Source organism: Streptomyces sp. WY228 (assembly GCF_019287315.1).
GTDB lineage: Bacteria > Actinomycetota > Actinomycetes > Streptomycetales > Streptomycetaceae > Streptomyces > Streptomyces caviscabies.
In genome coordinates this window covers 344,003-370,213 of the sequence record NZ_CP079114.1, presented here as the reverse complement: position 1 = coordinate 370,213, position 26,211 = coordinate 344,003, and the positions used below count along the sequence as shown (strand labels likewise).

Sequence of the window (26,211 nt, the reverse complement as noted above, 5' to 3'; positions counted from 1 at the left end):
TGCCCGCCGCGCAGCCCCTGGCTCACCGCCGTACCGCCGCGCCCGCCCGCGCGGCGAGGGCCTCCAGAACCGACGCGTGGCCCTCGTCCACCGAGACGTCCAGATGAACCCGGTCCTCGCCGCTGGAGGCGGCGGAGACGGCGAAGGTGAAGAAGGAGCAGCAGGCGCTCTCGCGCGAGGCCAGTTCACGGACCCGCTCCGCCACCCCGGGGCCGCCCGCCAGGTCGAGACGTAGCCGCAGCGCGGACGGGCGGGACAGCGCGGTCAGCCGTTCGGCGAACAGCGCGTCCCACTCGGCGACCCGCAGGGGCTGTTCCTCGGTGGGCAGGGTGCAGGACGGGGGCACCCAGGCAGGCTCGGTCATCGTGTTCACTCCCGTCGTCACGTTCCCAGGAGGGGAACACCTTCGACGGTAGACCGTACTGTCCTGTCGCATCGAAGGTTGAGCGTTCTCAGCGCACATTGAGTGGAGCCGCGATCAGGAGGACACGGTCAAGGCCAGCGAGGCGACGGCGGTGGCGAAGTAGAAGCCGGGAAACGCGAGATTGTGAAGCACGCGGGTGCGTAGATGGAAGGTGATCGCCCCCAGGTAGAGCAGGCTGAGACCGCAGGCCGCGGCGACGCCGAGGGGGCGCAGTGCGGCGTCGAAGAGGCCAAGGAGGAGGCCCGCCGCACCTGCCAGCTTCAGGGCGGCCAGCCGGGGCAGCCAGAATCGGGGGACACCCACCTCCGCCGAGTTGGCCAGCACGAAGCGCGCCCCGGCGAGGTCAGCGGTGGCGATGCCGACGTTGATGGCAGCGGTGAACAGGGTGACGACGAGGAACGCGAGCTGGATACCGTTCATGCTTTCAGGGTCTTCGGGCACTTGGGAACCGTCCAATACCTGCTTCTATAACCTGGTGGCATGGATGTGGACACGCGCCTGCTTCGGTACTTCGCCGCAGTAGCGCAGGAGGGCAGCCTGACCGGGGCGGCGGAGCGGCTGTTCGTCTCGCAGCCTGCGCTGACCAAGCAGATCCGACGTCTGGAGGACGATCTCGGGGTGCGGCTCTTCACGCGTTCGCGGTCGGGGATGGAGTTGACCGAGGCCGGTTGTGAGCTCGCCTCGCGGGTGCCCGTACTGCTGGACGGCTGGGATGAGGCGGTGCAGGCGACCGGCCGGGCGGCGCGGGTGCTGCGCCTGGGCTTCCTGGACGCGGGCGCAATGGGTGCCGTCCCTGAGGTCATCGCCGGGTTCCGCCGGGCGCGGCCTGAGTGGCGGGTGGAGCTGCGGCAGTTCGACTGGTCGGACCCGAGCGCCGGGCTGGCCCGGGGTGAGGTGGATGCGGCGGTGGTGCGTCTGCCGTTCCCGGGGCAGGAGAGGTTGGCGGTACGGGAGTTGTTCGTCGAGGAGCGTGGGGTGCTGCTGCCGGCTCGACATCCGCTGGCGAACAGCGGGACGGTGGAGTTCCGGGACCTGTGGGACGAGTCGTTTGTCGCGGCCGGAGACACGACCGGAGCTTGGAGGGAGCACTGGCTGGCGGCGGAAGATCGGGACGGGCGCCCCGTCCGGGTCGGAGCTGTCACCAGCCGTCCCGACGAGTGGCTCGGCGCGGTGGCTGCCGGCTGTGTGGCGTTGGCCCCTGTGTCGGCGGCCCGTTTCTACTCCCACCCGGACGTGGTGTTCCGCCCGGTCCGCGGGGTTTCGCCGAGCCGGGTGGGACTGGCCCGGCAGCGAAGGCGGACGCACGAGGCGGTGCTGGACGAGCTGCTGAAGGCCATCGCGCGTCGACTGACCAGGAGCTGACGCCGGGGCCGATAGGCCTCCGATGCCCTGACAGGCCGAATCGGCACTGCCCCTGGTGGTGACAGCGTGGAACGGCTCGCCCGTGAAGACGCCCGCGGCGACTGCCTAGGCTGGGTGCGCATAGGCCATGACCGCCGACCGCGGCGTCCGATGGCACTCAATGTTCGATGGGAACACTCAACCTTCATCGCGACAGGCCAAAGGTGTGACTGAGCGCGGGTGTTGGCACCGCCGGACAAGTAGGTGCTCAAGCCCGTGGGCGGATCAGCCTCCGTGGAGACCCCACTCGTCGAGCCCTCCGTAGATGTGCGCTTCAAGGCACTGCGGGGCGTCAAGTCCCACGGCCTCGCCTCGGTACAGGGCGACGAGCGAGTCCCTGCCCCGGCACCAGGTATCAGTCACGCCTTGTACTTCGGGCACCGGCTCGTAGCCGCCGAGGTCCAGTGCCGCCGCGGCCTTGCCCGTGAGCCGTGTGACGGTCTTGGCCCAGCGGCGGGCATGCGCGGCAAGCGCCAGTGACTCCACCCATCCGTCCGTGCTCGCGTGCAGGGGTGTCCAGTGGCGGGCGTGGATCCCGAATGCCCCATCAGGGCCGATCATGAATCCGTAGGCCATGGACACCCGGCAGTCCCCCGCAGGGAAGGACCAGCCGGCCGCGGTTGACCCTTCGGGGAGGTCGGCGCCCAGGATGCGCGGGCCGCCCTCATAGAACGGAGCCGGCGGGAGGGCGAGGCCGCCCCAGCGGTCCTGGAAGGCTGCGGCCCGTTCCACCTCGGCAGCTGGGATGCCGTGCCCGGTCCACGCGTCACGGTGTCGCCGGAGGTCCGGTCGACGGAGACGGATACCTTCCACCTCGACGAACCTCTGGGCTCGGCGGCTGAGGCCGGCGGGTCCGACCGGAATGGGGGACACGGGCTCGTCAGCCGTCACTGCTGCTCGCCGTCACCGGGGTGGAAGAGAGCCTCCGCGATCTCCTGCACACGGTCCAGGGTGATCCCGGTGCGCTGCTCGACGGCCAGGGGATGGCCGGTGGGCTCGAGTTCGACGAAGGGGCGTTCACCCACCGGGCGGGTGTGCACGTGCGTCTTCAGGTTGAGGGTCGCGGTCGGGTAGACCGGCAGGTCGGTGGTGAGCCAGCCGAAGTACGGTGCCTCGGCCTCGCGGCCGGGGGTGTCCCACAGATCCGCAGCGCGGGAGAAGCTCTCGCGGCTGAGCGAGACCCAGACGCCCCAGGAGAACACCTCGTCGCTGCCGATGACCGGTATCTCGATCATGCCCTTGACGAAGTAGTGCTGCGCTCGGACCACGCATTGGTCCGAGGAGAGCAGGCAGTCATCGGCGTCGGCGAAGGACCGCTCCCACACCGCCGGCGCCTCGGCCGTGTAGTTCATCGGCAGCTCGGAGTGGTGGGCGCCGCAGCATGTACAGGTGAAACCGATATCGCTGGTCATGGCGCTGAAGCCTAGTGACGGGCTCCAGCGCCATCGCGGGTGGTCCAGGACTGCGACTGGTCGCGATAGATAACACCGCTGGACTCCACCGAGCAGGTCTGATGGTCCGCCCTGGTCGCGATAGTTGGCCCCGTTTGGTCATCGTTGTTGGCACACGCTCCCGGCAGTCGGCCTATTTGACACCGGCAGCAGAGCGTTTCCGCTGGTCAACGACCTCGTGCATCTCGAAGGTCGTGCAGACGGAGCCTCGGTGTCAGTCGCCACGACCAGGTGTCATCTATCGCGACCAGTCACACAAGTGTCCCGTCTCACTGAATCCTGAGTAGTCTCATTGAAGTTTGAGTGGGGACGGCATGATCGAGCGAACTGGTCCGCGGTCCCGAGTGAATGTTCTCGACCTGGCGTAGTAAGCGGGCGCGGTTCAGGAGAGAAGGCCGCGTTCGCCGCGACAGATCACGCAAGGTGGCTCGGCCTCAACGGAGGCGGACACCCCGCTTCAGTCCAGGGTGAATCGATAGACGGTGGAGTCTCTCCGCTGAAAACCTGCCCGCTCGTACAGGCGGTTCGCAGCCTCTCGCGACGGGCGCGATGTGAGGTCGACGGTTCGAGCACCTGCGTCCGCGGCCAGACCGAGGGCCTTGTCGATCAGAACCTTGCCGACCCCACGGCCACGGGCCGCGGCATCGACCACTACGTCCTCGATGTGAGCCCGCAGGCCGGACGGCAAGGGTGACATCGCCAGCGTCAATGTCCCGACGATCACGCCCTCGACACGGGCCACCAGCAAGGTGTTGGTACTGGCACCCGTCAGTCTTCCCACTGCTCCATGGTCCAGGGGCTTGGCCTTGGACGACAGCTGCGGAAGAAGACGAGCGAACGCCTCCACCACTTCATCGGTCGCCTCGTGAATGACCTCAGTCTCAACACTCATGCTTTGGAACTTATCGCCTCCTTGGAGTTGCCGATCAGCAAGCGGCGACCGTCTCGGACCGGATGGCCTGAGACGGCGGGCGAAGCGGGCCAGATCGCACTGAAAGTTGAGCAGCCTCACTGAAGTTTGAGTGGAGGCATAACCGAGCGAGCTGGTCCGCGGCCCTGCGTAACTTCTCTCGACCTGGCGTAGTAGGCGAGGGCGGTCCAGGATCTGACCGTGAGGCTGCGGCCGCGTGCGTCACGCTGTATGTCGAAGAACAGCACGGCCTCAGCGTTCTCAGCGTCGGTTCGCTCCGGAGACGGTTTTACGGTGATCGGCGCCGAACTACTGGTGCTGAGCGTCCGGCGAAGGTTCTCATTCGAGGTGGATGCCAGCACTGCGAGGGCGGCCAGATCACGATCTCCGCTCGACAAGGGGGGGCTTCGACAACATGCGGTGGATGTAGTGGGGTTTGATGTGGTTTGCCCGTGCGAGCCGTGCGATGAACGACTCGACGAACTCCCCCGGCCGGGGACGAACCCGAAGGGGCAGCGGGTGGAGAGGCTCGGAAGGGTAGGAGTTCCGCATGCTCAGCCGACCGTCTGCGGGGCGGCCCCGTGGGTCTCTGAGGCATAGTCCAGGGGGACCACCGTGAGGCTCTCCTTAGCGATCTTCTCGGTGCCGGTGAGGACGGCATCAATGGCAGCGCCGCGGATGGTGTGGGACAGCGCGCCGATCATGCCTCCGGTCCGCTCGTGGAGGTAGCGGTCGAGCGCCGTGAGAGTGCCAGGGGTGTGATCACGCAGGAGCAGGGTGCTCTCCATGGTCGCGACAAGGCTCTTCCGCTCGGGTCCGTAGGGGAACGGGTGAGTGGGGATGAGGGTGAAGCGGCCTGAGATCTGAGCCCCTCGGGTGCCGGAGAGCAAGGTGGTCTGCTCGACGTTGATGTCGGCGTAGACGAACGTGGCCGGGATGCGCTCGGTGAAGTACTTCAGGGTGTAGGCGACTTCGATGCCGTGCCGGGCGGTCAGGGAGTTCGTCGACATTACCGACCGCAGGAGCCTCGATACCGGCTCTGAACTGCGACGATTCATAGACTACATGTGCGCGACGCTGAGATGCGGCACTTCGGCATCGCTCGTTGGAGTGGTCCTCATAGACGCCAAAATACCTCATATCTTCCTCAAATGGTCCATCGTCGTCCACGGCCAACGCGATGATGCCCACCATGACGATCCTCGCCGAGCTAACGCCACTGGCCGCCGTGACCGCAGCCGGAATCTCCTCCGTCTATGTCTTCAGGAACGGCCGCCGCACGGACACCGCCAACTGGCACAGTAAGACCTCGGACCGGAAGTTCGAGGCCATGGAAGCCTTCCTCGCCGTAGTCGAGGAGATGGAGAAGAAGGCCCGGACGTTCAAGCACCCGGCGGCGGCTTACGAGGAGTTCGAGACTGCGCACCGACGGCTTCGACTCACTGGTGCTCCCGACGGCGTGGCGAAGGCTAGCGATTTGGTAGTGGAGGCCGTAAGTGACGTCCAAGAGACTTGGGCGAAGGTGTGGCTGGGTGCCGACGCGTTCGCAGAGCTGCACCGCATGGGCGTCGCCCACGAGGACGAAGACGAGTGGACGTCGGAGTCGTGGGCACTGGACAAGGTCACCCGGCTGCACCAAGAGCAGAAGAAGGCTTTTGAGAACGGAGGGCCGGAACCAGATACCGTGGCGGCACGCAAGGCGCTGGAACACCGGGACGAAGACTTCGTGCCGATGTCACACGAGCGGATCGACGCCCTGCTGGTTAGCGAGGCAGAGCGGCGGCGGCTGAGGAAGGAACACCGGAATGCGGTGGACGCCTTGCAGGAGACTGCCGACGAGTTCGTTAACTCGGTGAATACATGGATGAACTCGTCGCCGGATCGCCGTGGCCGATGAGTTCTCCCGTGGCAGCGTGGTTCCCGGGTGAAGCGGTCCGCACCCTGACAGAGTGGAGCTAATGGTCCATGCGTCGGCGCCAGGAAGTGTTCCGGCCGAAGCACCCGAACCAATCCCCTTTTTCCGCTCCGCGCGCTATCAGCGGACACCGACATCGGGTCCTTCGGTGAGGTGGGCTTCGAGGTCGGCGACGCACCTGTCCTGAAAGCGGAGGTTGGAGCGGGCGGCCTTGAGCCGTTCGTCCAGGTTGCGGTTGTCGGTGGTGAGCCGGCGGACGCGCTGTTTGAGAGTGGTGTTCTCGGTGGTGATCCGCTGGACGGCTTCTTGTGTCCACTCGGCTTCCAAGTCGCGTACCTGTCCCAGGAGTTCGCCGAGCCGGTCCCGCTGGGCGAGGATCTCGGTGTGGGCGGCTTTGAGGGCCTCCCTCGGCGTTCAGCGCGCGTTCGCGCCAGGTCGCCTCGCGCTCGTCGTCCTGCTCTGCAAGCGTGCGGGACCGGCGTTCGTCGGCTTGATCCATGGCGGCGGCGACCGTGGCTCTGGCCTCGGCATTGTCATAGAGGAAAGTGCGCGAGACGTCCGCTCGGCGGGCGACGGCGGCAACACTGACCTGGGCTTTCTCGCGCCGGAGCCGGGCGATGGCCTGGTGGACGCGTTCCAGGGCGGTCTCGGTGTTGCGGCGGCGGGCGGCCAGGGCCGCCGCGGTGCGAGGGCTGGGGAAGGCGGTGGTATCGCCGCCGCGCAGCTGGACCAGGAGCATGCCGTGCCCGGCCCCGCGCGGGTACTCGGTGGTGACGTACTCGAAGTAGGTGTGCGCCATTGCCGGGCTGACCCGTTTGATCAGCCCGCTGGCTTTGTTCACGAGTTTCGGTTCTGGCTCAACTTCCGTGACTGAGCCACGCTCAGTGGTCGGCCGGGGCTGAACCTGTCGCCCCCTTGAGTCAGAACAGCGGTTCTTCGGCGAATCCACCTGCCCAGGAAGCGCGTTCGGCCATGCGACCGGCACGCAGTTCGCGGGCGCTCAGGTCGTCCGCGTTCTCCAGGCCGCTCGTGTCATGTCCCCACGTCTTCAGGGCGTCGAAGACACGGTCGCGCTTGTAGCGGTCCGTGCTGGCGGACAGCAGATCGCGGGCTTGGTCGGCCAACTCTTCTCGGTGCGGGACGAGATCCGGGTGCTCCACCAAGGGGATGGCGGCAACGACGGCTGCGGCACGTACCTCCGCGTCGTCGTTGCCGAGGAGAGGTTGGACGGCGGAGTAGAACACTGGACGCAGGTCGCGAAACGCGCGCATCTCCCGATAGTCGTCGAGGAAATCCTTCCCGCAGTGGCGTTCGCCGGCGGCCACGTTTTCGTCGTCGGCGTCGTAGGCGGTGCTGCTGAGCCAGTCCAGGAGTGCTGCGCGGGTGGGACGATGCGGCGCCCGATCCGCATCCGGGCTGCGGTTGCCCATGGCGGTGGCCGGATGGTTGAGAATGGCTGCCACATACAGTGCTACGGGCACGGTGGCTTCGTAAATGCTGTTCTGGTGGGTCACTGCCTCGAGGGCGTCGACGACGGCCACAGCTCTGGTGCCCGGATCGGGATCGAGGAGGCGCGCCAGCGCCGCCGGAAGGGCTTCACCTGTCCCGCACGGGGTGGTCAGTGACGCCCAGTCCGTCTCGTTCAGGAGCGTCTCGTGATGCGGGAGCTCGTCCGGCAAGGCGGCGCCGGTTTGGCTGGGTGTGTCGGTCACAGGCCGAAGCTATAGCGCTTTTCGAGCGAACGGTGTACTTCTGCTGTCGCGGCCCGCGCCGGATGCCGGGCCCCACTTGGGTCCGCGTGCAACTGTGGTCACGCCAACAGCACATGCTTGCGTAGGAGTTGGAACCCTGCGCGGCCGAACATCTGGCGCTTGAGCATCTTGATCCGGTTCACATGACCTTCGACGACGCCGGAATTCCAGGGCAGGGTGAGTCCTGCAATGACGGCATCCCGGTCGCGGTCGATGCCAGCGGCGAGGGCGTGGAGGCTGGGCAGGTCGGCAGTGGGCCAGGACGGTCTTGAGCTGGAGCTGTTCGGTCTCAGACAGTGCCGTGGGTCGCCGGAGGATCCAGCCGGCGACGGTGCGGGGCGACGGCGGCTGCGCGGTCACGGGCCGGGGAGAGGTCCGCTTCTGCCGCAGGTAGGCGCTGACGCGCTGGTAACTGCCCTTGTAGCCGAGCGGAACGATCTCTTCACAGAGCTTCCAGGCGTTGGTGCAGCCCTCGCTCCAGCGGTCGTCCAGGTAGGACTTGTACTCGTCCAGGACGGACGGGCGGCCCTGCCGCTGACCCCGGAGGAGCTCCTCCGGACTCGCGGCGTCGGCCAGGGCCTTGACCGTGCCCCAAGTCATGCCGAGTTGCCGCTGGACGGCGCGTCGGCTGCGCACCGCGGCCAGCAGCGCATGTACCTCGGCGTGCCGGGCCGGGTGCGGTCGGCGAACCGGTGGCCTGTCGGCCAGGGCTGGTCCACGTTCTCCTCCCGGTCTGCGGACTCAACGGCAACGGTCTGACCGGCCAATGGAGTCGTGGCGCGTAGGCGCTGCCGGTGGCGGGCGACGGCTCGCTCGGCCGCTTCGCTGAGGTCGTGCCGCAGGTGTCAGCGGTCCGTGACCTGGACCGCCTGCGGCGCTCCGGCAGTGGCGCCCTTCGGCGAAGAACGGCGCGCGGTCCCGGCAGACGACCTCGACGCCCGGCCGCTCGGCCAGCCAAGCCGCCAGGCTCGACGCCTCCCGGTCGCGGCAACAGGCCCACCGGCCGGCGGGTCTCGGCATCGACCAGCACCGTTCCGCGCTGTGTTCGATGGTCAAGAGGGATGACAGCGCCCGGTCCGTGACGCTTCACTCCTTCCGGCGGGTGGCGATGGCGTCATCCCCGAAGGACGCGGTGAGTGCACGTGCGATCAGGTCCGGCAGTTTGGTGTGTCCGTCATCTTCGACCCAGCGCGTCAGCGCCGTGTGCATCGCGGCCAGGCAGGCGCTGGTAGCGGCTTGGGCGCGGAACGCGGCGTCGGGATCGGTCGCGTCCTCCCCGAGAGCATCGACGATGGCCTGTTGCAGCGCGTACTGGCTGTCCAGATGCCGGGCCCGCAGCGCAGGCGTTGAGACCATGAGCCGGAGGCAGTCCAGCAGAAACCGTTCGTTCGCTGCCTGCTCGCCCCCGGGGCCGCCGGTCGAGATCGTGGCCGCGTCGATGAGCGCGTTGCCGACGCGGCGGACCAGGGGCTGTGTTGCGGACGACGCGGCGACGTGTTCGGTGATGAGCTGGGCGGGCTGGTCGATGAGGACGAGGTCCTCCTTGGTGGGGAAGTGCCGATACACGGTCATGGCGGAGACGCCGGCGGCCTCGGCGACGTCGGCAACCGTCACCGCGTCGTAGCCGCCGTCGGTGAACAGCCGCACCGCGTGCGCCTGGACCAGACGCCGTGTCTCGGAGCGCCGTCGTTCCCGCAGGGTTGGTTGCCTCTCACTCATGTGCTAGACACTACCATCACGTTAGTAACTAACATTAAGCTGCGGATGGGGTGAAGGCATGGGCGATCTATCGGGCAGAACAGCTCTGGTGACGGGCGCGTCGCGCGGCATCGGGCAGGCAATCGCGGTTCGGCTGGCGGCCGAAGGAGCCACGGTGTTCGTGCACTTCGGCACGGACGAGCGCGGGGCCGCGGCAACGCTCGACGCGATGGAACACGCCGGCGGGACCGGTTTCGCCGTCCGAGCGGAACTGGGCGTGGATGGCGACGTCGAAACACTCTTCGCTGGCGTCGAGGCCGGCTTGGGCGGACGGCCGCTCGACATCGTCGTCAACAACGCGGCGGCCGCACCGGCCGGCCCGCTCGGCATCACGACGCGGGCGGAGTTCGACCACTTGTTCGCGGTGAACGTCAGGGCACCGTACTTCATCATCGAGCGCGCGCTGCCTCTGTTGCGCGAGGGCGCCCGGATCGTCTCGATCTCGTCGGTGGCAACCCGGATGGCCAACTCGTCCCAGACATCCTTCGCCATGACGAAGGGTGCGATCGAGACGATGACCAAGACCCTCGCCGTCCAACTCGGCCCTCGGGGGATCTCGGTGAACGCGGTCGCTCCTGGGGCCACCAGGACGACGACCAACGGAGCTGTCTTCGACGTGCCGGGCCTCACCGAACAGATCTCCGTCATGACGGCACTCGGCAGGCTGGGAACGCCCGACGACGTAGCCGATGTGGTTGCCTTCCTCGCCTCCGATGCCGCCCGCTGGGTCACCGGGCAGATCCTCGACGCGAGCGGTGGCCTGTTCCTCGGCCCACGCATCTGATCGACGAAGGCTTGGCGAGGGCAGCGCACCCAGCTCGGAGAGCGTGACGGCGCGGCCGGTGACCGCCAGCACCAGGCGGACCTGCCCGTCGAACCGGACCCGTCCACCGATCACAAGCCCGTCCGGACGAGCCAGTCTCCCCATCATCGCCTCCCCGCGGCGTGCGCCAGGCTGTCCGAGCCCAGCAGCCTCCCGGCCGCGTCCGCCACCAGCACTCCGGACCACGGGAGATGGAACAGCACTGGCAGCACCACCAGCGGATCGCCCACCTGAGCGGCGCCTGCCCGGAGCGCGACCGGCTCGTCGAACACCTTCACCAGCAGGTCGGCAATATCCGGCCCCGGCCGTCCGCGAGCCGTACGAAATAGTCCGGCGCGTGGCGCCGCTTGCGCGTCCCGTCGTACCAATGAAGCCAGAACGGCTGCGACGCGATCCCTGCCACCTCGGGGTCCGCATCGAGCAGGACCAACCGGTCCCGCTCCAGTCACGACTCGTAGCCGACATGAGCCCCCGTGGTCGCCGCGTAGTACCAGCCCGCAAAGCTCCCACCGCCTTTGGGTCATCGGAACTGCCGCACAGGGGCACCTGCTCGAACCGCACGTTCCAACCGGCACCCAGTGGTCTCCGGCTCAGGGCTTCATCCTCGTAAAATTCCAGGTCAAAGGCGGCCGGCACCGGATCCGCGAAGACGCCTGCGAGCTCCCCCACCACACCCCGCCACCTCGGTAGCATCCGCCACTCAAACTTCAGTGAGACGAACCTGCCGGTCACCAAGGTTCAGTGAGAACACTCAGCCTTCAGTGCGACGGGACGCGTACCCAGCCACCGAATGACCGAGGGTGACCTGGCTTGAATTATTCGAACGTTCGAGCGAATATCGAAGAGTGTGGACAGGTCAGCAGGTAGTCGAGGCGCGTGGCGCGGAAGCCGGTGCGGTGGCGTCGCCGCTCTCCGGCCTGCTGCCGGGAGGAGGCATTCGCCCTGGTACCGCCGTGGGCGCGGGCGGAGATCTGCCGCTGCTGCTGGCGCTGGCCGCTCTGGCGGCGGCGGAGTCGGTGGCATGGGCGGCGGTGGGCGTGCCGGAGCTGGGCGGGCTGGCGGCGGCACAGGCCGGTCTGGATCTGGCCACCGGTCTGGTGGTGAGCGACCCGGGGCCACGCGCGGCCCAGGTACTCGCCGTCCTGCTGGAGTCGGTGCCGGTGGTGCTCGTCGGCGCCTCGGTACGGGTGCCGGAGCGGGCGGTGCGCCGGCTCCGGGCGGTGATGCGGCGCAGCGGAGCGGTGCTGCTGGCGGCGGGCCGCTGGCCCGGGGCGGATGTGCAGCTCCGGGTGGCGCCGGTGGGCTGGACCGGGGTGGGCCGGGGGCACGGGCTGTTGCGCGGCCGCCGGGTGACGGTGACGGCGGGCGGGCGCGGGGCCGCCGCCGCGCCGCGCAGCGCGGAGCTGTGGCTGCCCGGTCCGGACGGTCTGGTGGGCGTGACGGACGTGACGGACACGGCGGGCGTGACGGAGCAGGGGGCGGCGGAGGCCGTGCGGGGCGGGGCGCGGGCGGATCTCCGCGTCGTCGGATGACCGGGGCGTCCGATTCCGTACGGGTGGTCGTGGTCTGGGTGCCCGACTTCCCGGTGCTGGCCTGCGGTACGCGGGACGGTGCGCCGGTGGCCGTGGCACACCGGGGCGCGGTGGTGGCGTGCTCCGCGTCCGCGCGGGCGGCCGGGGTCCGGCGGCGCATGCGGCTGCGGGCCGCGCAGGCCCGGTGCCCCGGGCTGCGGGTCGTCGAACGGGACCTCGCCGCCGAGGTGAGGATGTTCGAACAGGTGGTGCACCGCGTGGAGGCGGAGGTGGTGCCCCGGCTGGAGGTGATCCGGCCCGGGCTGATCGCGGCCCCGGCGCGCGGAGCCGCACGCTACTGGGGCGGTGAAGCGCAGTTGTCCGTACGGCTGGCGGACACCGTCACCGCACTCGGGCTGCCCGCCCGGGTCGGGATCGCCGACAGCACCTTCGCGGCGGCGCTCGCGGCCCGCCGGGGCGACGGCGTGATCGTCCCGGCGGACGGGAACGCCGCGTTCCTGGCCCCGTACCCGGTGGGCGTGCTGGGCGTGCCCGGCCTGGCCGACCTGTTGAAGCAGCTCGGCATCCGTACCCTCGGGGACTTCGCACGGCTGCCGGCGGGCAGGGTCGCGGAGCGGCTCGGCACGGAGGGCGTCGGTGCCCACCGCGTCGCCCGTGGCGGGCAGGCCCGGCCGGTGTCCGTACGGACCGCCGCCCAGGACCACACCGTGCGGCGGCTGTTCGAGGTACCCGAGCAGCAGACGGACGCGGTCGTGTTCGTGGCGGTCGCGCTCGCGGACGAGCTGCACGAACGCCTGGCGGCGGCCGGGGTGGTGTGCGCACGGGTGGAGGCCGTGGTCGGGACGGCCGACGGCCGGACCCTGACGCGGATCTTCCGGCACGAGGGGCGGCTGTCCTCCCGGGCGGTGGCCGAGCGGGTGCGCGGCGTACTGGCCGCCTGGTCCGAGAAGGGCCTGCTGGACGCCGGCGGCACGGAACCGGGCATCCGCCGCCTGGCCCTGCGCCCCGACGGGATCTCCCCGGACACCGGCTCGCAGGGCGCGTTCGACGGCGAGCGGGACACCCCGGTGGAGGTGGAACGGGCCGCCGCTCGGGTGCAGGCGGTGCTCGGGCACCGGGCGGTCACCCGGATCATCGAGGTCGGCGGCCGGGGGCCGGGCGACCGGATCCGGCTCGTCCCGGTCGGCGACGTCCCCGACGACGGCGCGCGCGCCATGGGCGCCGAGGGCGCCGCGGGCGCTCCCTGGCCGGGACGGCTGCCCGCCCCGCACCCGGCCGCGGTCTACCCGGTGCGGCGTCCGGCCCGGCTCACCGGGACCGACGGCGCGCCGGTCGGCGTGGCCGGCCGGCTGGAGCTGTCGGCCGAGCCGGCGTTCCTCGCGGTCGACGGGCGACGCCGGGCCGGGGTGAACGGGTGGGCCGGGCCCTGGCCGGTGCTGGAGCAGTGGTGGACGCGGGACAGCGGCCGGCGGATCGCCCGGATGCAGGTGACCACCGACGACGGGCACGCGTGGCTGCTCCTCGTCGACCGGGGCCGATGGTGGGTGGAGGCCCACTATGGGTGACCTCCTCCGCCTCCCCACCGCCGACCGCCCGGAGGACGGCTGGGCCGAACTGCACGTGCACAGCGCGTTCTCCTTCCTCCGGGGCGCGAGCGGGCCGGAGGACCTGGTCGCCGAGGCCGCCCGGCTCGGCATCGGCGTACTGGCGGTGACGGACATGGACGGGCTCCACGCCGCGCGCCGCCTGCACACCGCAGCCCGCGAGCACGGGATCGAGACGGTTCACGGCGCCGAACTCACCCTCGGCGACCCGGTCCTGGGAACACCGGTGGTGCTCGCCCGCACGGCGGAGGGGTTCAGGCTGCTGTCGGCGGTGATCTCCGCCGCGCAGCTCGCCGGGTCGAAGAACGCCCCGGTCTACGACCTGGACGCGGTGGCCCGGGCGGCCGCCGCGGGGCACTGGGCCGTCCTGCCCGGCTGCCCGCCGCCGGGCGTCGACCGGTGCGACGTCACCGCCGTCGCCCACCGGCTCGCCCGGCTGACCGACGTCTTCGGCACGAGCGGTACGCACGCCGAACTGGTCGACCACCGCCTCCCGGAGGACTCGGTCGCCGCCGACGCGATGTGGGTGGCCGCCCGCCGGGTCGGGATCCCGGTGGTGGCCACCGGCGCCGTGCACTACGCGGCCCCCCGCCAGGCCCGCGTCGCCCAGGCGCTCACCGCGCTGCGCCGCCGCGAGACCCTGGACCGGGCCGCCGGACATCTGATGGCCGCCCCGACCGCCCATCTGCGCCCCCGGGCCGAACGCGCGGCTTTCCTGTCGCGGTACCCCGGCGTCGCGGACACCACCCTCGCCCTGGGCCGCGCCTGCGTGATCGACCTCGGTGAACTGCGCCCCGAACTGCCGGAGTTCGCGGTGCCCGCAGGACATACGCAGGACTCGTGGCTGCGGGACCGCGCCGAGGCCGCCTGCGCCGACCGCTACGGCCCCCGCACCGACCCGGAGGCCGGGGCCGCCTGGCTGCAGCTCGACCACGAACTCGGACTCGTCGCCGGGCTCGGGCTCGCGGGCTACTTCCTGATCGTCCACGACATCGTCCGGCACGCCGCCGACCAGGGGATCTGGTGCCAGGGCCGGGGCTCCGCCGCCAGCAGCGTGATCTGTTACGTCCTCGGCATCACCGCCGTCGACCCGCTCCGGCACGGTCTGCTCTTCGAACGGTTCCTGTCCCTGGAGAAGGCGGGCCCGCCGGACATCGACCTCGACCTGGAGTCCGGGCGCCGCGAGGAGGTCATCCAGTACGTCTACACCCGCTACGGCCGCCGGCACGCAGCCCAGGTCGCCAACATGATCACCTATCAGCCGAGGCTCGCGGTCCGCGACGCCGCCCGCGTCCTCGGCTACCCGGAGGCGCAGACCCGGGAGATGACCCGGCACATCCACCACACCCCGCCCGGCCCCGACGCCGCCCTCCCCGACGACGTACGCGACCTCGCCGCCCAGCTCCACACCCTTCCGAGACACCTCGGGGTGCACTCGGGCGGCATGGTCCTCACCCGGCAGCCCATCGGCGAGATCATGCCCGTGGAGTGGGCGACCGCCGAGGGTCGCAGCGTCCTCCAGGGCGACAAGGACGACGTCGCCGCCGCCCGGCTCGTCAAGATCGACCTGCTGGGTCTCGGCATGCTGTCCGCCCTCCACACCGCCTGCGACCTCATCCACGAGCACCACGGCGTCCGTTACGACCTCACGTCCATTCCCCAGGACGATCCGGACGTCTACGAGATGATCGCGAGAGGGGACACCATCGGCGTCTTCCAGGTCGAGTCCCGTGCCCAGATCTCCACCCTGCCCCAGCTGCGGCCGACGGGGTTCGAGGACCTGGCCGTCGCCGCGTCCATCATCCGCCCCGGTCCGATCCAGGCCGGCAGCAAGCACCCGCTGCTCCGCCGACGGCGCGGCGAGGAGGCGGTGACGTACCCCCACCCGCTCGCGAAAGCCGCGCTGGAGCCGACCCTCGGCGTCGCCCTCTGGCAGGAGCAGGCCATGCAACTCGCCATCGACTGCGCGGGGTTCAGCCCCGGCGAGGCCGACCGGCTCAGGAAGGCGATGGCCGCCAAGCACGCCCCGGATAAGGTCGCCGCGATGCGCGGCCGCCTGCTCACCGGCATGGCAGGACGCGGCATCCCGCCGGCCGCTGCCGAGAAGATCGTCTCGATGATCGAAGCCTTCTCCGACTACGGGTTCCCGCAGTCCCACGCCCAGTCGATGGCCGGGCTCATCTACGCCAGCGCCTGGATCAAGTACCACCACCCGGCCGCGCTCATCGCGGCGATCATGGCGAACCAGCCGATGGGCTTCTACGACACCCAGACCCTCATCGGCGACGCGGAACGCCACGGCGTCACCGTCCACGGACCCACCGTCCAGGCCTCCCGCGTCCACGCCACCCTCGAACCCGGCCCGGCCCCCGCTTCGACTCCCGGCCCGGCGTCCGGGCCGATGCCCGCTTCGATGTCCGGCCCGGCCCCCGCTTCGACGCCCGGCACGGCGTCCGGGGCACGGCCCCCGGCGATCCGCCGCGGTCTGACCAGCGTCACCGGCCTCGGCGAACAGGCCGCCGAGGAGATCATCGCCCTCCGCACGGAGCGGCCGTTCACCGACCTGGACGACTTCGCCGCCCGTACCCGGCTGCCGGCCCGGGTCCTGGAGCAGTTGGCCACCGCGGGCGCGTTCGACGGACTGGGCGGGCACCGTCGCACCGCCCTGTGGAGCGCCGGCACCGCACCCGGCCGCACGCGCCAGCCCCCGCTCCCCGGACTCGCCACCCCCGTGACCGCGCCCGAACTCACCTCCATGACCACCGCCGAGGAGACCACCGCCGACATCGTCGCCACCGGCGCCAGCGCCACCGCCCACCTCGTCCAGCACATCCGCCCCCACCTGGACCGCCTCGGCGCACTCCCCGCGGCCACCGCCCGTACGCTCCCCGACCGGGCGAGGGTCGTGATCGGCGGGCTGCCGAAGTACCTCCAACGCCCTCCGACCGCGCACGGCGTGGCCTTCGGCGCGATCGAGGACGAGACCGGCATGATCAACCTCGTCTTCGCCCCGCACATCTGGGACCGCTGCTACCGGACCCTCATCGACGCCCCCGCCGTCCTCCTCACCGGCCGGATCGAGCGCAGCGACGGCACGGTCAACGTCGCCGTCGACCGGGTGGAGACGATCCCCGTGGCCGCGCCCGTACCCCGGCGCCACGTCGGGCACCGCTAGAGCACGGGCCGGACACACCGAATGTTTTCCGTCCATGATCATCAGATGTGGTGAACTCCACTGATCCCAGGGGTGATACGCCCACATCACCCACCATGATGAGATCGTCCAGCCCACCTCCCACAGGAGTACGACGATGTCAGAGACGACCGAGCCCAACGTCGGTGCCTTCACCCTCGGCGGCCCGCTCGCCGTTGAACCGGCCGCGCCCGTCGAGGTGCCGGAGCACGAGGAGTGGCCCCTGCCGAACGGCTTCGCGTGGGTATTCCCCGGCGAGGGCAACCGGGGCGACACTTCGCCCCGTCCGACGTGGAGCACCGGCTCGACCTCGCCGAACAGCGCCTGGACTGACGGCGACCGGCACCCGCCACGCCGTACCAGAGGGCCGCCGCTCACCAGCCCGTCCACAGCAGGTGGTTGATCAGCAGCGCAGGAACGGCCGACGCGACCAGCCACCACCGCACCCTCCGGCGGGGAAGCAGCGCCGCCGCGGGCAGCAGCCACAGCAGGAACGGCTGCCAGATGCGCTCGGTCTCCGCCTTGCTCATCCCGGAGAGGTCCGCGGCGAGCAGCGCCGCCAGCGCCGCGAGCACGAGCAACGCCAGTCCGCCTTGCGGGGAGACCGTCGCCGGGCCGCCCCGCAGCGCCCGTACGGCACCGGGCGCGGCCACCGCGCTCCGGCGCAGCCCGGCGACGGCGGCGAGCCCGGCCGCGAGGGTCGCGCAGGCCAGGTTGGCCCAGACCCAGTAGCCGTACGGGCGGACACCGCCCGCACCCTGGTAGTAGCGCTCGACCAACAGGTGGTACGCGGTCCACCAGTTGAACCCGGCGAGGGTGAAGGCCACCGGGACCACCAGCGTGCCGAGCAGGAACAGCGGCACCGGGCGGGCGGTCCGGGCGAGCACCAGCACCGCGAGCAGGACCGCCGCCATCAGCCCCAGCCCGTAACTGAGGTAGCAGGTCCACCCGAACAGCAGACCCCCGCCGAGCGCCGCCACGGCCGGGAAGCGGACCCGACGGGTGGCGGCCAGGGCGAGCAGCGCCACCGACCAGGCGGCGACCGCGGTGAAGTAGCCGTCGGCCGAGACGCCCGCCCAGACGGCGGCCGGCGCGAGGACGAGGAAGGGCGCGGCACGCCGGGCCAGCCGCTCGTCGGCCAGCACCCGCACGGTGATCAGGGCGGCCAGCACCGCCGAACTGCCCACCACGACACACCAGACCGCCGCCCAGGCGCCGCCGCCGAGCCCGATGCGGTCCAGCCACACGAAGGTCAGCGTCGCGCCCGGCGGGTGCCCGGCGACATGGGCGGGCCAGTTGCCGGGCTCGCCGATGACGATGTGGTTCGTGAAGTCGCGCAGGGTGGCGGGGATGTCCTCGAAGCGGTCGATGACCCGCAGATACTCGTGCTTCGTGGTGAGCCGCTTCGCGACGCCCCGGTGCCAGCCGTCGATCAGCGCCATCGAGAAGACCCAGGCCATGGACCCGGCCCAGGCCACCGCCAGCAGCCCGCGCCAGGGCAGCCGGGCGGCGAGCGGCGGGCCGTAGGCGACCACCAGGACCGCCATGACCAGGGCGGCCGGGGTGCCGGGGCCCAGATGCGGGTCCCAGGAGGCCAGCAGGGGCGGCCACTGGGCGCGCAGACTGCCGTCCCGGTTCTGGATGACATGGCCGACGACCACAGCGGCCGTGATCAGCAGCACGCCCGCGGCGGCGGCGATCAGGTCCGCCCGCCCCGCGCGCCGGGTGCGGTCGTCGGTGCGGTCCGGCGGTGCGGGCGGGCCGTGCCCGGTGCCGCCCGCGGTGTCCGTGGGGGTGACGTCCTCGGTCTTCACGCTGGCACGCTATGCACACCGGGCGGCGATCGGACGGCAATCGGGCGGTACGGCGGGCCCGCGTCACCGAACCGTCAGATTTCCCGCCCCACCGGCATTCCGGTTCTCGTCCACCGGCACGCGTTTCCCGTCCACCGTCATGCCGGTGGGCGCCCCTCCCGGCCGCGACGTCAGAATTTCGTCAGGGGTCGCGTCCGCCCGCCGGCGGTGTTCCCGGCTTAGCGTCGGCCCCATGCCCGAACGCCGCAGGATCCGCACCCTCACCGATTCCCCACGCGCCCCGCGCACGCCCGCCGACCCGGGATTCTGGCGCAGCCCCGTGCGCGGGGCGCGCTTCACCGCCGTACTCGGCGTCGTCCTGCTCGCCGGGCTCACCCTGCTGTTCGTCACCGGTCTGCTCTCGTACGCCGCCTACAACCCGGACCTGAACCGGGTCAACGACAAGACCCCGGGCAAGGGATGGCTCGGCTTCTATCTCTTCTCCTGGCCGACCGGCCCGCACTGGCTCTACCGGCTGACCCAGGGCCTGCACGTCACCGTCGGCATCGTGCTCGTGCCCGTCCTGCTCGCCAAGCTCTGGTCGGTGATCCCCCGGCTCTTCGCGCTGCCGCCCGCCCGTTCCGTGGGCCACGCCCTGGAGCGGATCTCGCTGCTGCTGCTCGTGGGCGGGGCGCTGTTCGAATTCCTCACCGGGCTGCTCAACATCCAGCTGGACTACCTCTTCCCCGGGTCGTTCTACACCCTGCACTTCTACGGGGCCTGGGTCTTCCTCGCCGGGTTCGTCACCCATACGGTCCTCAAGCTGCCCCAGGCCGTACGGGTGTTGCGGAACGGCATCCCGCGCGGCGAACCGGACACCCTCGCCGCCCCCGACCCGCTGCCCGCCACCCTGTCCCGGCGCGGCGCGCTGGCCATGGTGGGGGCCGGTTCGCTCCTTCTCCTGGTGACCTCGGCCGGGCGCAGCTTCGACGGACCGCTGCGCCGCATCGCGCTCCTCACCCCGCGCGGCGGCACCGACCCGGGACCGAGCCCGAACGCCTTCCAGATCAACAAGACCGCCGCCGCCGTACGGATCACGCCCGCCGACACCGGTCCGCGCTGGCGGCTGACGGTACGGGGGCCCGCCGGGGAGTTCCAGCTCTCCCGGGCCGAGTTGCTGGCCATGGAACAGCACAGCGCGGCGCTTCCGATCGCCTGTGTGGAGGGCTGGTCGACCTCGGACCAGCTCTGGCGCGGGGTGCGGCTCTCCGATCTGGCGGCGCTCGCCGGATATCCGGACCGGCCGCCGGGCGTGTTCGTCGAGTCGCTCCAGCGCAGCGGCTCCTTCCGCAAGGCCGCGCTGCGCGACAACCAGGTCCGCGACGGCCGTTCGCTGCTCGCGCTGGAGGTGAACGGGGCGCCGCTGTCACCGGACCACGGCTACCCCGCCCGGATCATCGTCCCCGCCGCGCCCGGCGTGCTGAACACCAAGTGGGTCGAGACCCTGACGTTCGGAGAGCTGTGATGTCCACCCGAGCCGTACCGCCCCCGCCGCAGACCCCGCCGCCGTCCCCGTCCACCACCGCACCCCGTCGCCCGCGCATCTCACCGCGCCGCCTGTACGGCGAGGGCCCGCTCCATCTGCTCCTGCTCGCCGCCACGTTCTGTCTGGCGGGCTACGCGGGCGTACGGCTGCTGGACGGGGACACCGTCGGGGTGCTGCTCTGGTTCGCCGGGTCGGCCGTGCTGCACGACCTGGTGCTGCTGCCGGTGTACGCCGGGGCGGACCGGGCGCTGCGCGCCGCGCTCGGCCCCCGGACGGCCCTGGTGAACTTCGTCCGGGTGCCGGCGTTCCTCTCCGGGCTGCTCCTGCTGATCTGGTTCCCGCTGATCGCCCGGCGGACCGAACGGCGGTACGAGGCCGCCGCCGGCACCACCCCGGACGTCTACCTCGGCAACTGGCTGCTGATCACCGGAGCGCTGTTCGCGCTCTCCGCGCTCTGGCTGCTGGTCCGGGCGCTCCGCTCCTGTTCCGGCCGGCGCAACGAGACGAAGGTCCGTCCCTCCGCGCCCCACTGATCGGCCGTACGCCAGCCGCCCGTACGGGCGTGCCGCAGCAGGGCCGGCGTGCCGATCCGCGCCCAGAGGAACGGCTCGGCCGCCTCGTCGCCCGCGGCCACGGGCGCGGTCCTCCCGTCCGGTCCGCCACGGCCGTCGTCGAGCCGGACCCGGACCCGTTCGTCCAGGTCGACGGGGGCGGTCTCCGCGATCAGCAGTCCGCCGGCGCCGAGCAGATCGGCCGCGCGGTCCAGCAGCGCGGCCGGGTCGCCGCCGATGCCGATGTTGCCGTCGAGGAGCAGGAGGGTGCCCCAACGGCCCTCACCGGGCAGCGGGTCGAACACGCTGCGCAGCAGCGCCGCGCCGCCGAGACCGCGGGTACGGGCCACCGCCGCCTCGCTGACGTCGATGCCCAGCGCCCGGTGTCCGAGCGAGGCCAGCTCGGCGACCAGCCGGCCCGGCCCGCAGCCGATGTCCAGCACCGGGCCCTCGCACCGGTGCAGCGCGGACAGATCGGCGGAGCCCGCGTCGGAGCACCAGCGCTCCACGTCCAGGGGCAGCAGCCAGCCGTCGCTGCGGCGGAGGAAGAGCGGACCCCGGCCGGTGCGCAGGGCGTTCGCATACGGGTCGGCGCCCCAGGACGCGGTGCGGAGCGGGCCGCGCCGGGCCGGCGTGTCGGAGGCGTACACGCTGTCGGCGACCGCCTCGTGCGTGTCGGGCGCCCCGGCGGAGGCGGTGGAGCCGGCCGGGCCGGCGGCGGCCGGTGCGGCGGGTCCGGACGAGGGCACGGTCGTACTCATCGCACCCCCGCCCCGGTCAGCCGGCCGAGCGCCGCGGCGAACCGGCTGTCCGGCGCGGCCGAAGCGACCCGGTGGGCGTCGGCCGCGGTGTCCACATCGACCAGCACCGGCAGATCGCGTACGGCGAGCCCCGCCTCCACCAGCCTGCGCCGCTGCACCGCACCGGTCTCCGGGACGGACATCGGCACCCCGCGCACCAGGGCGGGATCGGGATCCGCCAGGCCCAGGGCCCAGAAGCCGCCGTCCTCGGCCGGACCGAACCAGGCTCCGCAGCCGTCCCAGGCGTCCGGGGCGAGAGCGGGGGCGAGCAGCGCGGCCGTGAGCTGCGGGGTGTCCATGCCGACCAGGAGGGCGGGCCCAATACATCCGCCGAAGGCCGCCGCGAGACGCTCGTCGAGACCGCCCGCGCTCTGCGGCACCACCTCGAACTCCGGAGGCACCCAGGGGCCCGGCCGCCCGTCGAGGACCAGGACGCGCCGCCGCGCGGGGAGCGCGGACACGGTCTCCAGGGTGTCGGCGAGAGCGGCGGCGGCCAGTTCGGCGGCCTCGGCGGGGGAGAAGGGCGGGCAGAGCCGGGTCTTGACCCGGCCGGCCACCGGTTCCTTCGCGATGACCAGCAACTCCGTCGGCCCCATGGGCCCGTACGCGCTCATCGGAGGGCCCCCGTTCCCGCGGGTGCGGCGCTGTCCGGCGTGCGGTCCGCCGGTGGTTCCCGCAGGACGCCCCGCATGTCGCGCACCGCGTGCCAGGTCCCGCGCCAGGTGCCGGTCACCTTCGACTTCCCGGTGCGCGGCCGGTAGGGGACGTCGCTCTCGGCGACCCGCAGCCCGGCGTCGGAGGCCCGGACCACCATCTGGAGCGGATAGCCGCTGCGCCGGTCGGTGAGGTCCAGGGCGAGCAGGTCGGCGCGGCGGGCCGCCCGCAGCGGGCCGAGGTCGTGCAGGCGCAGTCCGGTGCGGCGGCGCAGCATCCGGGCGAGCGCCAGATTTCCGGCGCGTGCGTGCGGCGGCCAGGCGCCCCGGCCCTCCGGGCGGCGGCGGCCGAGCAGCAGATCGCACTCGCCGTCCGCGATCCGCCGCACGAAGCCGGCCAGCAGCAGGGGGTCCAGCGAGCCGTCGCAGTCGCAGAAGCAGACGAACTCGGCCTCGGCGGCGAGCAGCCCGGCGTGGCAGGCCGCGCCGAACCCCCGTCGCTCCTCCGTGACGACGCTCGCTCCGAGGGACCGGGCGAGCTCGGCCGAACCGTCGGTCGAGCCGTTGTCGACCACGATCGCGCGCCAGCCGTCGGGGATGCGATCGAGCACCCAGGGCAGTGCGGCCGCCTCGTCGAGGCAGGGGAGAACGATGTCGGCCTTCGGCAGACCGGTGTGCGGGGCGGGCGGGAACGGAAGAGCGGCAGAAGAATCGGTCACCCGCCTCACCCTACGGAGACAAGTCCGGCATTCAGGGCATGAGGTTCTTACGAAACATGGACATCGGCCGGATGGGGGCGGTCGGCCACCGACGCGCCGGAACGGGGGTGCCAGAGTGAGGGCCATGGAGAACACCCCGCCCGCCCGGCAACCCGACCCCGTCCCCGAGGGGGAGCGCGGCCGGATCCTCGTCGTGGACGACGACCCGACCGTCGCCGAGGTCGTCGTCGGCTATCTGCACCGCGCCGGTTACGCCGTCGAGCAGGCCGGCGACGGGCCCGCCGCGCTGGGACGGTTCGAGGCGCGCCGGCCCGACCTCGTCGTCCTGGACCTGATGCTCCCCGCCATGGACGGGTTCGAGGTCTGCCGCCGGATGCGCGAGCACGGGCCGGTCCCGGTCATCATGCTCACCGCCCGCGGCGACGAGGAGGACCGCATCCTCGGCCTGGAGACCGGCGCCGACGACTATGTCACCAAGCCGTTCAGCCCGCGCGAACTGGTCCTGCGGGTCGACTCCGTGCTGCGCCGCGCCCGGAGCACCGTACCGGCGGACGGGTCCGGGCCGCTGTCCGGCGGCGGGCTGACCCTCGACCCGGCGGCCCGGCAGGCCCACCGTGACGGACAGGGACTCGCGCTGACCGTCCGGGAGTTCGACCTGCTCGCCTTTCTCCTCCGGCACCCCGGAAAGGTGTTCGGGCGGGAGGAGCTGATGCGGGAGGTCTGGGGGTGGGACTTCGGCGATCTGTCGACGGTCACCGTCCATGTCCGCAGGCTGCGCGGCAAGGTCGAGAAGGACCCGGCCCGCCCCCGGCTGATCCGCACGGTGTGGGGAGTGGGGTACCGGCTGGACCTGGACGCGGACGCGGCCGCCCCGCTCGGCGGGGGCGGGCCGCGGTGACCGACGTCCTGCTCATCGCGCTCTTCGCCTTCCTGGGAGCGGCGGCGGCCGGGCTGCTGGGCGCCGGCGTCCTGCGTCTTCTGAGGCACCGCTCGCTGGTGGTCTCGGTGAGTGTCGTCGCCGGGGTGGCCGTCGCGGCGATGCTCGCCGGGACGCTGACCGTCGCCTGGGCGATGTTCCTGTCGTCCCACGACCTCTACGTCGTCACGACCGTCGTCGCCATGGCCGCCCTGGTCTCGTTGGCCACCGCCGTCCTGCTGGGCCGCTGGGTGGCCGACCGGAGCCGTGAACTGACCCTTGCCACACGGTCGTTCGGCGACGGCGGCACCTTCGCCGCGCCCGCCGGGCAGCCGACCGCCGAACTGGCCGCGCTCACCCGCGAACTGGCCGCCACCAGCGCCAAACTGGACGCCTCACGGGAGCGGGAACGGTCGCTGGAGGCCTCGCGGCGGGAACTCGTCGCGTGGATCTCGCACGATCTGCGCACCCCGCTCGCCGGGCTGCGGGCGATGGCCGAGGCGCTGGAGGACGGCATGGCCGCCGACTCCGGACGCTATCTGCGGCAGATGAGGACCGAGGTCGAGCGGATGAACACCATGGTCGGCGACCTCTTCGAACTCTCCCGGATCCAGGCCGGTTCGCTCACCCTGACGCCGGCCCGGATCTCCCTCCACGACCTGGTCGGCGACGCGCTGGCCGGGGCCGACCCGCTGGCCCGTGAACACGGGGTGCGGCTGGTCGGCGACCGGGTCGACGAGGTGCCGGTCGAGGTCGACGGCAAGGAGATGAGCCGGGTGCTGGGCAATCTCCTGATCAACGCCATCCGCCGCACCCCGCCCGACGGCACGGTGGCCGTCGCCGCGCACCGGTCGGGCGGCGGCGTCGTCATGTCGGTGACCGACGGCTGCGGCGGCATCCCGGAGGAGGACCTGCCCCGGGTCTTCGACACCGGCTGGCGAGGGAGCCACGCCCGTACCCCGCCGGCCGGAGCGGGCCTCGGTCTCGCCATCGTGCGCGGCATCGTCGAGGCGCACGCCGGACGGGCCGAGGTCCGCAACGTACAGGGCGGCTGCTGCTTCTCGGTCACGCTCCCGACAGCGTGACGGCGCCCTCGTCCCGGCGCCCCGCCGCGCCGCGCAACGGGGCCGCCGCGAAGTCCGCCATTCCCTCGGCGAAGGAGACCCGGGGCCGCCAGCCCAGCTCCTCGCGCAGCGCCCGTGAGTCCGCCGTGACATGGCGTACGTCGCCGAGGCGGTACTCCCCGGTCACCACCGGGCCCGGCCCGCCGTGCGCGGCGGCCAGCGCGGCGGCCATCTCGCCGATGGTGTGCGGCTCGCCGCTGCCGGTGTTGTACGCGGCGAAGGACGCGGGCCGCCGCTCCCGCACCGCCGCCAGCGCCACCGCGTTCGCCGCCGCCACGTCGTGGACGTGGACGAAGTCGCGCCGCTGGCGTCCGTCCTCGTAGACCCGGGGGGCCTCGCCGCGGGCCAGGGCCGAGCGGAAGAACGAGGCGACACCGGCGTACGGGGTGTCGCGCGGCATCCCCGGCCCGTACACGTTGTGGTAGCGCAGCGACACCGCCCGGCCGCCCGTCGCCCGCGCCCACGCGGCGGCCAGGTGCTCCTGCGCCAGTTTGGTCGAGGCGTACACATTGCGCGGGTCCGCGGGTGCGTCCTCGGCCACCAGGCCGGGTGTCAGTTCCGCTCCGCAGTCCGGGCAGTGCGGCTCGAAGTCGCCGGACCGCAGGTCCGCCTCGGCGCGCGGCCCGGGGCGGACCGTGCCGTGGCGCGGGCAGTCGTAGCGGCCCTCGCCGTAGACCACCATCGAACCGGCCAGCACCAGATCCCGGACCCCGGCCGCCGCCATCTCCGCCAGCAGCACCGCCGTACCGAGATCGTTGCACCCGACGTACAGCGGAGCGTCCGCGAAGTCCTTGCCGAGGCCGACCATGGCCGCCTGGTGGCAGACGGCGTCCACCCCGGCCAGCGCGTCCGCCACCGCCTCCCGGTCCCGGACGTCCCCGACGACCACCCGGTCGCCCGGCAGCCCCGGGGGCGTGGCGCCGGGGTGGGCCGAGGGCAGCAGGGCGTCCAGCACCACGCTCTCGTGCCCGGCCGCGGTGAGGGCGGCGACGACATGTGATCCGATGAACCCGGCTCCGCCGGTGACCAGTACGCGCATGACCGCCACGCTAGGGCCCGACGATCCCCCGGGCCGGGCGCGGCGCGCGCACGTCACGGGACCGTAAGGACGTGTCCGGGCCGCGTCGAAGCGTACGCAGGGGGACCGGCGGTGCGAAATTCGGCCGAACTCCGACGGCGGCCGATTCCGGGTGTTCGTCGTGCCGTGGTGCGGGGGGCCGCCAAGGCTTCGAGTGAGGCGTCGACACCGCTTGTTTCGAGCCAGAATTGACAGCCAATCAGCGCGTTGTCTCCACATGTGCCCTATCGACAACGTGAGTTCATGAGCTTAGGCTCACCTAAGTTCGG

25 protein-coding genes and 1 pseudogene are annotated in these 26,211 nt (G+C 71.8%); 11 read left to right on the top strand and 15 right to left on the bottom strand.

Translation table 11 applies throughout. The features are described 5' to 3' along the window. Window positions 1–22: 22 nt before the first annotated feature. On the bottom strand, window positions 23–364 hold the full coding sequence (locus KV381_RS01560; RefSeq protein WP_193464219.1) for a hypothetical protein: 342 nt from the start codon (window positions 362–364) through the stop codon (window positions 23–25). A 114-nt stretch (window positions 365–478) separates the two neighbouring features. Next, window positions 479–844 (bottom strand): DoxX family protein, encoded by a 366-nt coding sequence (locus KV381_RS01555; protein WP_218784295.1) that lies wholly within the window; start codon window positions 842–844, stop codon window positions 479–481. A 60-nt stretch (window positions 845–904) separates the two neighbouring features. Between KV381_RS01555 and KV381_RS01550 the strand changes: the two genes are divergently transcribed. Further along, window positions 905–1,786 carry a LysR family transcriptional regulator gene (locus tag KV381_RS01550; RefSeq protein ID WP_218784294.1) on the top strand — a complete coding sequence of 294 codons (882 nt, stop codon included), beginning with the start codon at window positions 905–907 and terminating at the stop codon, window positions 1,784–1,786. Window positions 1,787–2,050: 264 nt separating this feature from the next. Here the strand turns inward: KV381_RS01550 and KV381_RS01545 are convergent, their stop codons facing one another. The 4 genes from KV381_RS01545 to KV381_RS01530 form a co-directional block, all read right to left on the bottom strand. Then, on the bottom strand, window positions 2,051–2,716 hold the full coding sequence (locus KV381_RS01545; RefSeq protein WP_218784293.1) for a hypothetical protein: 666 nt from the start codon (window positions 2,714–2,716) through the stop codon (window positions 2,051–2,053). Continuing rightward, window positions 2,713–3,177, bottom strand: coding sequence for a DUF2199 domain-containing protein (locus KV381_RS01540; RefSeq protein WP_256995223.1), 465 nt, complete (start codon window positions 3,175–3,177; stop codon window positions 2,713–2,715). Before KV381_RS01540 ends, KV381_RS01545 begins: the two co-directional genes overlap by 4 nt. A 556-nt stretch (window positions 3,178–3,733) precedes the next feature. Further along, window positions 3,734–4,168: a GNAT family N-acetyltransferase gene (locus tag KV381_RS01535; RefSeq protein WP_218784291.1), complete on the bottom strand. Its 435-nt coding sequence runs from the start codon at window positions 4,166–4,168 to the stop codon at window positions 3,734–3,736. A 572-nt stretch (window positions 4,169–4,740) separates the two neighbouring features. After that, on the bottom strand, window positions 4,741–5,196 hold the full coding sequence (locus tag KV381_RS01530; RefSeq protein ID WP_218784290.1) for a hypothetical protein: 456 nt from the start codon (window positions 5,194–5,196) through the stop codon (window positions 4,741–4,743). A gap of 182 nt (window positions 5,197–5,378) precedes the next feature. On the opposite strand from KV381_RS01530, the gene KV381_RS01525 reads away from it, so the two are divergent. Beyond that, entirely contained in the window at window positions 5,379–6,083 is a 705-nt protein-coding gene (locus KV381_RS01525) for a hypothetical protein (RefSeq protein ID WP_218784289.1), read from the top strand. Between the two features lie 138 nt (window positions 6,084–6,221). On the opposite strand, the gene KV381_RS36300 is transcribed toward KV381_RS01525, so the two are convergent. The 4 genes and pseudogenes from KV381_RS36300 to KV381_RS01510 form a co-directional block, all read right to left on the bottom strand. Continuing rightward, window positions 6,222–6,428, bottom strand: a complete 207-nt coding sequence (locus tag KV381_RS36300; RefSeq protein WP_256995264.1) for a hypothetical protein — start codon at window positions 6,426–6,428, stop codon at window positions 6,222–6,224. A 214-nt stretch (window positions 6,429–6,642) separates the two neighbouring features. Beyond that, window positions 6,643–6,840 (bottom strand): annotated as a pseudogene (locus tag KV381_RS36295) (hypothetical protein); the annotation flags it as partial. A gap of 181 nt (window positions 6,841–7,021) precedes the next feature. Further along, window positions 7,022–7,813, bottom strand: coding sequence for a hypothetical protein (locus KV381_RS01515; protein WP_256995002.1), 792 nt, complete (start codon window positions 7,811–7,813; stop codon window positions 7,022–7,024). A 1,125-nt stretch (window positions 7,814–8,938) separates the two neighbouring features. Continuing rightward, on the bottom strand, window positions 8,939–9,571 hold the full coding sequence (locus KV381_RS01510; RefSeq protein ID WP_218784288.1) for a TetR/AcrR family transcriptional regulator: 633 nt from the start codon (window positions 9,569–9,571) through the stop codon (window positions 8,939–8,941). 58 nt (window positions 9,572–9,629) lie between these two features. On the opposite strand from KV381_RS01510, the gene KV381_RS01505 reads away from it, so the two are divergent. The 6 genes from KV381_RS01505 to KV381_RS01480 all read left to right on the top strand — a co-directional run bounded on the left by KV381_RS01505 (window position 9,630) and on the right by KV381_RS01480 (window position 17,165). Next, window positions 9,630–10,394 (top strand): SDR family NAD(P)-dependent oxidoreductase, encoded by a 765-nt coding sequence (locus KV381_RS01505; RefSeq protein WP_218784287.1) that lies wholly within the window; start codon window positions 9,630–9,632, stop codon window positions 10,392–10,394. Window positions 10,395–10,624: 230 nt separating this feature from the next. Next, the gene (locus KV381_RS36995) at window positions 10,625–10,762 is read left to right on the top strand and encodes a hypothetical protein (protein ID WP_218784286.1); all 138 of its coding nucleotides are present in this window, start codon (window positions 10,625–10,627) and stop codon (window positions 10,760–10,762) included. Between the two features lie 624 nt (window positions 10,763–11,386). After that, window positions 11,387–11,965: a hypothetical protein gene (locus KV381_RS01495; RefSeq protein ID WP_256995000.1), complete on the top strand. Its 579-nt coding sequence runs from the start codon at window positions 11,387–11,389 to the stop codon at window positions 11,963–11,965. Continuing rightward, window positions 11,962–13,530, top strand: a complete 1,569-nt coding sequence (locus tag KV381_RS01490) for a DNA polymerase Y family protein (protein WP_218784285.1) — start codon at window positions 11,962–11,964, stop codon at window positions 13,528–13,530. The genes KV381_RS01495 and KV381_RS01490 overlap by 4 nt, the downstream gene beginning before the upstream one ends. Beyond that, window positions 13,523–16,744, top strand: coding sequence for an error-prone DNA polymerase (locus KV381_RS01485; protein WP_218784284.1), 3,222 nt, complete (start codon window positions 13,523–13,525; stop codon window positions 16,742–16,744). The genes KV381_RS01490 and KV381_RS01485 overlap by 8 nt, the downstream gene beginning before the upstream one ends. Window positions 16,745–16,880: 136 nt before the next feature. Further along, window positions 16,881–17,165 carry a hypothetical protein gene (locus tag KV381_RS01480; protein ID WP_078846019.1) on the top strand — a complete coding sequence of 95 codons (285 nt, stop codon included), beginning with the start codon at window positions 16,881–16,883 and terminating at the stop codon, window positions 17,163–17,165. On the opposite strand, the gene KV381_RS01475 is transcribed toward KV381_RS01480, so the two are convergent. Further along, complete coding sequence (locus tag KV381_RS01475; RefSeq protein ID WP_030630357.1) at window positions 17,137–18,576, bottom strand: hypothetical protein; 1,440 nt, start codon at window positions 18,574–18,576, stop codon at window positions 17,137–17,139. The two genes, KV381_RS01480 and KV381_RS01475, sit on opposite strands and share 29 nt — an antisense overlap. A gap of 232 nt (window positions 18,577–18,808) precedes the next feature. Here KV381_RS01475 and KV381_RS01470 point away from each other — a divergent pair, with 232 nt between their 5' ends. Continuing rightward, on the top strand, window positions 18,809–20,080 hold the full coding sequence (locus tag KV381_RS01470) for a molybdopterin-dependent oxidoreductase (protein WP_030630360.1): 1,272 nt from the start codon (window positions 18,809–18,811) through the stop codon (window positions 20,078–20,080). A 421-nt stretch (window positions 20,081–20,501) separates the two neighbouring features. On the opposite strand, the gene KV381_RS01465 is transcribed toward KV381_RS01470, so the two are convergent. From KV381_RS01465 to KV381_RS01455, 3 genes are read right to left on the bottom strand one after another with little or no spacing between them, the layout of a single operon-like run. Beyond that, entirely contained in the window at window positions 20,502–21,413 is a 912-nt protein-coding gene (locus KV381_RS01465; protein WP_030630363.1) for a bifunctional 2-polyprenyl-6-hydroxyphenol methylase/3-demethylubiquinol 3-O-methyltransferase UbiG, read from the bottom strand. Next, entirely contained in the window at window positions 21,410–22,066 is a 657-nt protein-coding gene (locus KV381_RS01460) for a DUF2064 domain-containing protein (protein ID WP_030630365.1), read from the bottom strand. The genes KV381_RS01465 and KV381_RS01460 overlap by 4 nt, the downstream gene beginning before the upstream one ends. Then, window positions 22,063–22,824 (bottom strand): glycosyltransferase family 2 protein, encoded by a 762-nt coding sequence (locus tag KV381_RS01455; protein ID WP_050504971.1) that lies wholly within the window; start codon window positions 22,822–22,824, stop codon window positions 22,063–22,065. Before KV381_RS01455 ends, KV381_RS01460 begins: the two co-directional genes overlap by 4 nt. Window positions 22,825–22,948: 124 nt before the next feature. Here KV381_RS01455 and KV381_RS01450 point away from each other — a divergent pair, with 124 nt between their 5' ends. Further along, complete coding sequence (locus tag KV381_RS01450) at window positions 22,949–23,722, top strand: response regulator transcription factor (protein ID WP_030082521.1); 774 nt, start codon at window positions 22,949–22,951, stop codon at window positions 23,720–23,722. Continuing rightward, window positions 23,719–24,825 (top strand): sensor histidine kinase KdpD, encoded by a 1,107-nt coding sequence (locus tag KV381_RS01445; RefSeq protein WP_030082522.1) that lies wholly within the window; start codon window positions 23,719–23,721, stop codon window positions 24,823–24,825. Before KV381_RS01450 ends, KV381_RS01445 begins: the two co-directional genes overlap by 4 nt. Here the strand turns inward: KV381_RS01445 and KV381_RS01440 are convergent. Continuing rightward, window positions 24,806–25,903, bottom strand: a complete 1,098-nt coding sequence (locus KV381_RS01440; RefSeq protein WP_030630371.1) for an NAD(P)-dependent oxidoreductase — start codon at window positions 25,901–25,903, stop codon at window positions 24,806–24,808. The genes KV381_RS01445 and KV381_RS01440 overlap by 20 nt on opposite strands. Between the last annotated feature and the right edge of the window lie 308 nt (window positions 25,904–26,211).

Excerpts from the sequence above, each read along its gene's own strand:
- KV381_RS01560 (WP_193464219.1), bottom strand. The coding sequence starts at position 364 with ATGACCGAGCCTGCCTGGGTGCCCCCGTCCTGCACCCTGCCCACCGAG.
- KV381_RS01555 (WP_218784295.1), bottom strand. The coding sequence starts at position 844 with ATGAACGGTATCCAGCTCGCGTTCCTCGTCGTCACCCTGTTCACCGCT.
- KV381_RS01550 (WP_218784294.1), top strand. The coding sequence starts at position 905 with ATGGATGTGGACACGCGCCTGCTTCGGTACTTCGCCGCAGTAGCGCAG.
- KV381_RS01540 (WP_256995223.1), bottom strand. The coding sequence starts at position 3,177 with ATGAACTACACGGCCGAGGCGCCGGCGGTGTGGGAGCGGTCCTTCGCC.
- KV381_RS01535 (WP_218784291.1), bottom strand. The coding sequence starts at position 4,168 with ATGAGTGTTGAGACTGAGGTCATTCACGAGGCGACCGATGAAGTGGTG.
- KV381_RS01530 (WP_218784290.1), bottom strand. The coding sequence starts at position 5,196 with ATGTCGACGAACTCCCTGACCGCCCGGCACGGCATCGAAGTCGCCTAC.
- KV381_RS01525 (WP_218784289.1), top strand. The coding sequence starts at position 5,379 with ATGACGATCCTCGCCGAGCTAACGCCACTGGCCGCCGTGACCGCAGCC.
- KV381_RS01510 (WP_218784288.1), bottom strand. The coding sequence starts at position 9,571 with ATGAGTGAGAGGCAACCAACCCTGCGGGAACGACGGCGCTCCGAGACA.
- KV381_RS01505 (WP_218784287.1), top strand. The coding sequence starts at position 9,630 with ATGGGCGATCTATCGGGCAGAACAGCTCTGGTGACGGGCGCGTCGCGC.
- KV381_RS36995 (WP_218784286.1), top strand. The coding sequence starts at position 10,625 with ATGGAACAGCACTGGCAGCACCACCAGCGGATCGCCCACCTGAGCGGC.
- KV381_RS01490 (WP_218784285.1), top strand. The coding sequence starts at position 11,962 with ATGACCGGGGCGTCCGATTCCGTACGGGTGGTCGTGGTCTGGGTGCCC.
- KV381_RS01485 (WP_218784284.1), top strand. The coding sequence starts at position 13,523 with ATGGGTGACCTCCTCCGCCTCCCCACCGCCGACCGCCCGGAGGACGGC.
- KV381_RS01480 (WP_078846019.1), top strand. The coding sequence starts at position 16,881 with ATGTCAGAGACGACCGAGCCCAACGTCGGTGCCTTCACCCTCGGCGGC.
- KV381_RS01470 (WP_030630360.1), top strand. The coding sequence starts at position 18,809 with ATGCCCGAACGCCGCAGGATCCGCACCCTCACCGATTCCCCACGCGCC.
- KV381_RS01465 (WP_030630363.1), bottom strand. The coding sequence starts at position 21,413 with ATGAGTACGACCGTGCCCTCGTCCGGACCCGCCGCACCGGCCGCCGCC.
- KV381_RS01460 (WP_030630365.1), bottom strand. The coding sequence starts at position 22,066 with ATGAGCGCGTACGGGCCCATGGGGCCGACGGAGTTGCTGGTCATCGCG.
- KV381_RS01450 (WP_030082521.1), top strand. The coding sequence starts at position 22,949 with ATGGAGAACACCCCGCCCGCCCGGCAACCCGACCCCGTCCCCGAGGGG.
- KV381_RS01440 (WP_030630371.1), bottom strand. The coding sequence starts at position 25,903 with ATGCGCGTACTGGTCACCGGCGGAGCCGGGTTCATCGGATCACATGTC.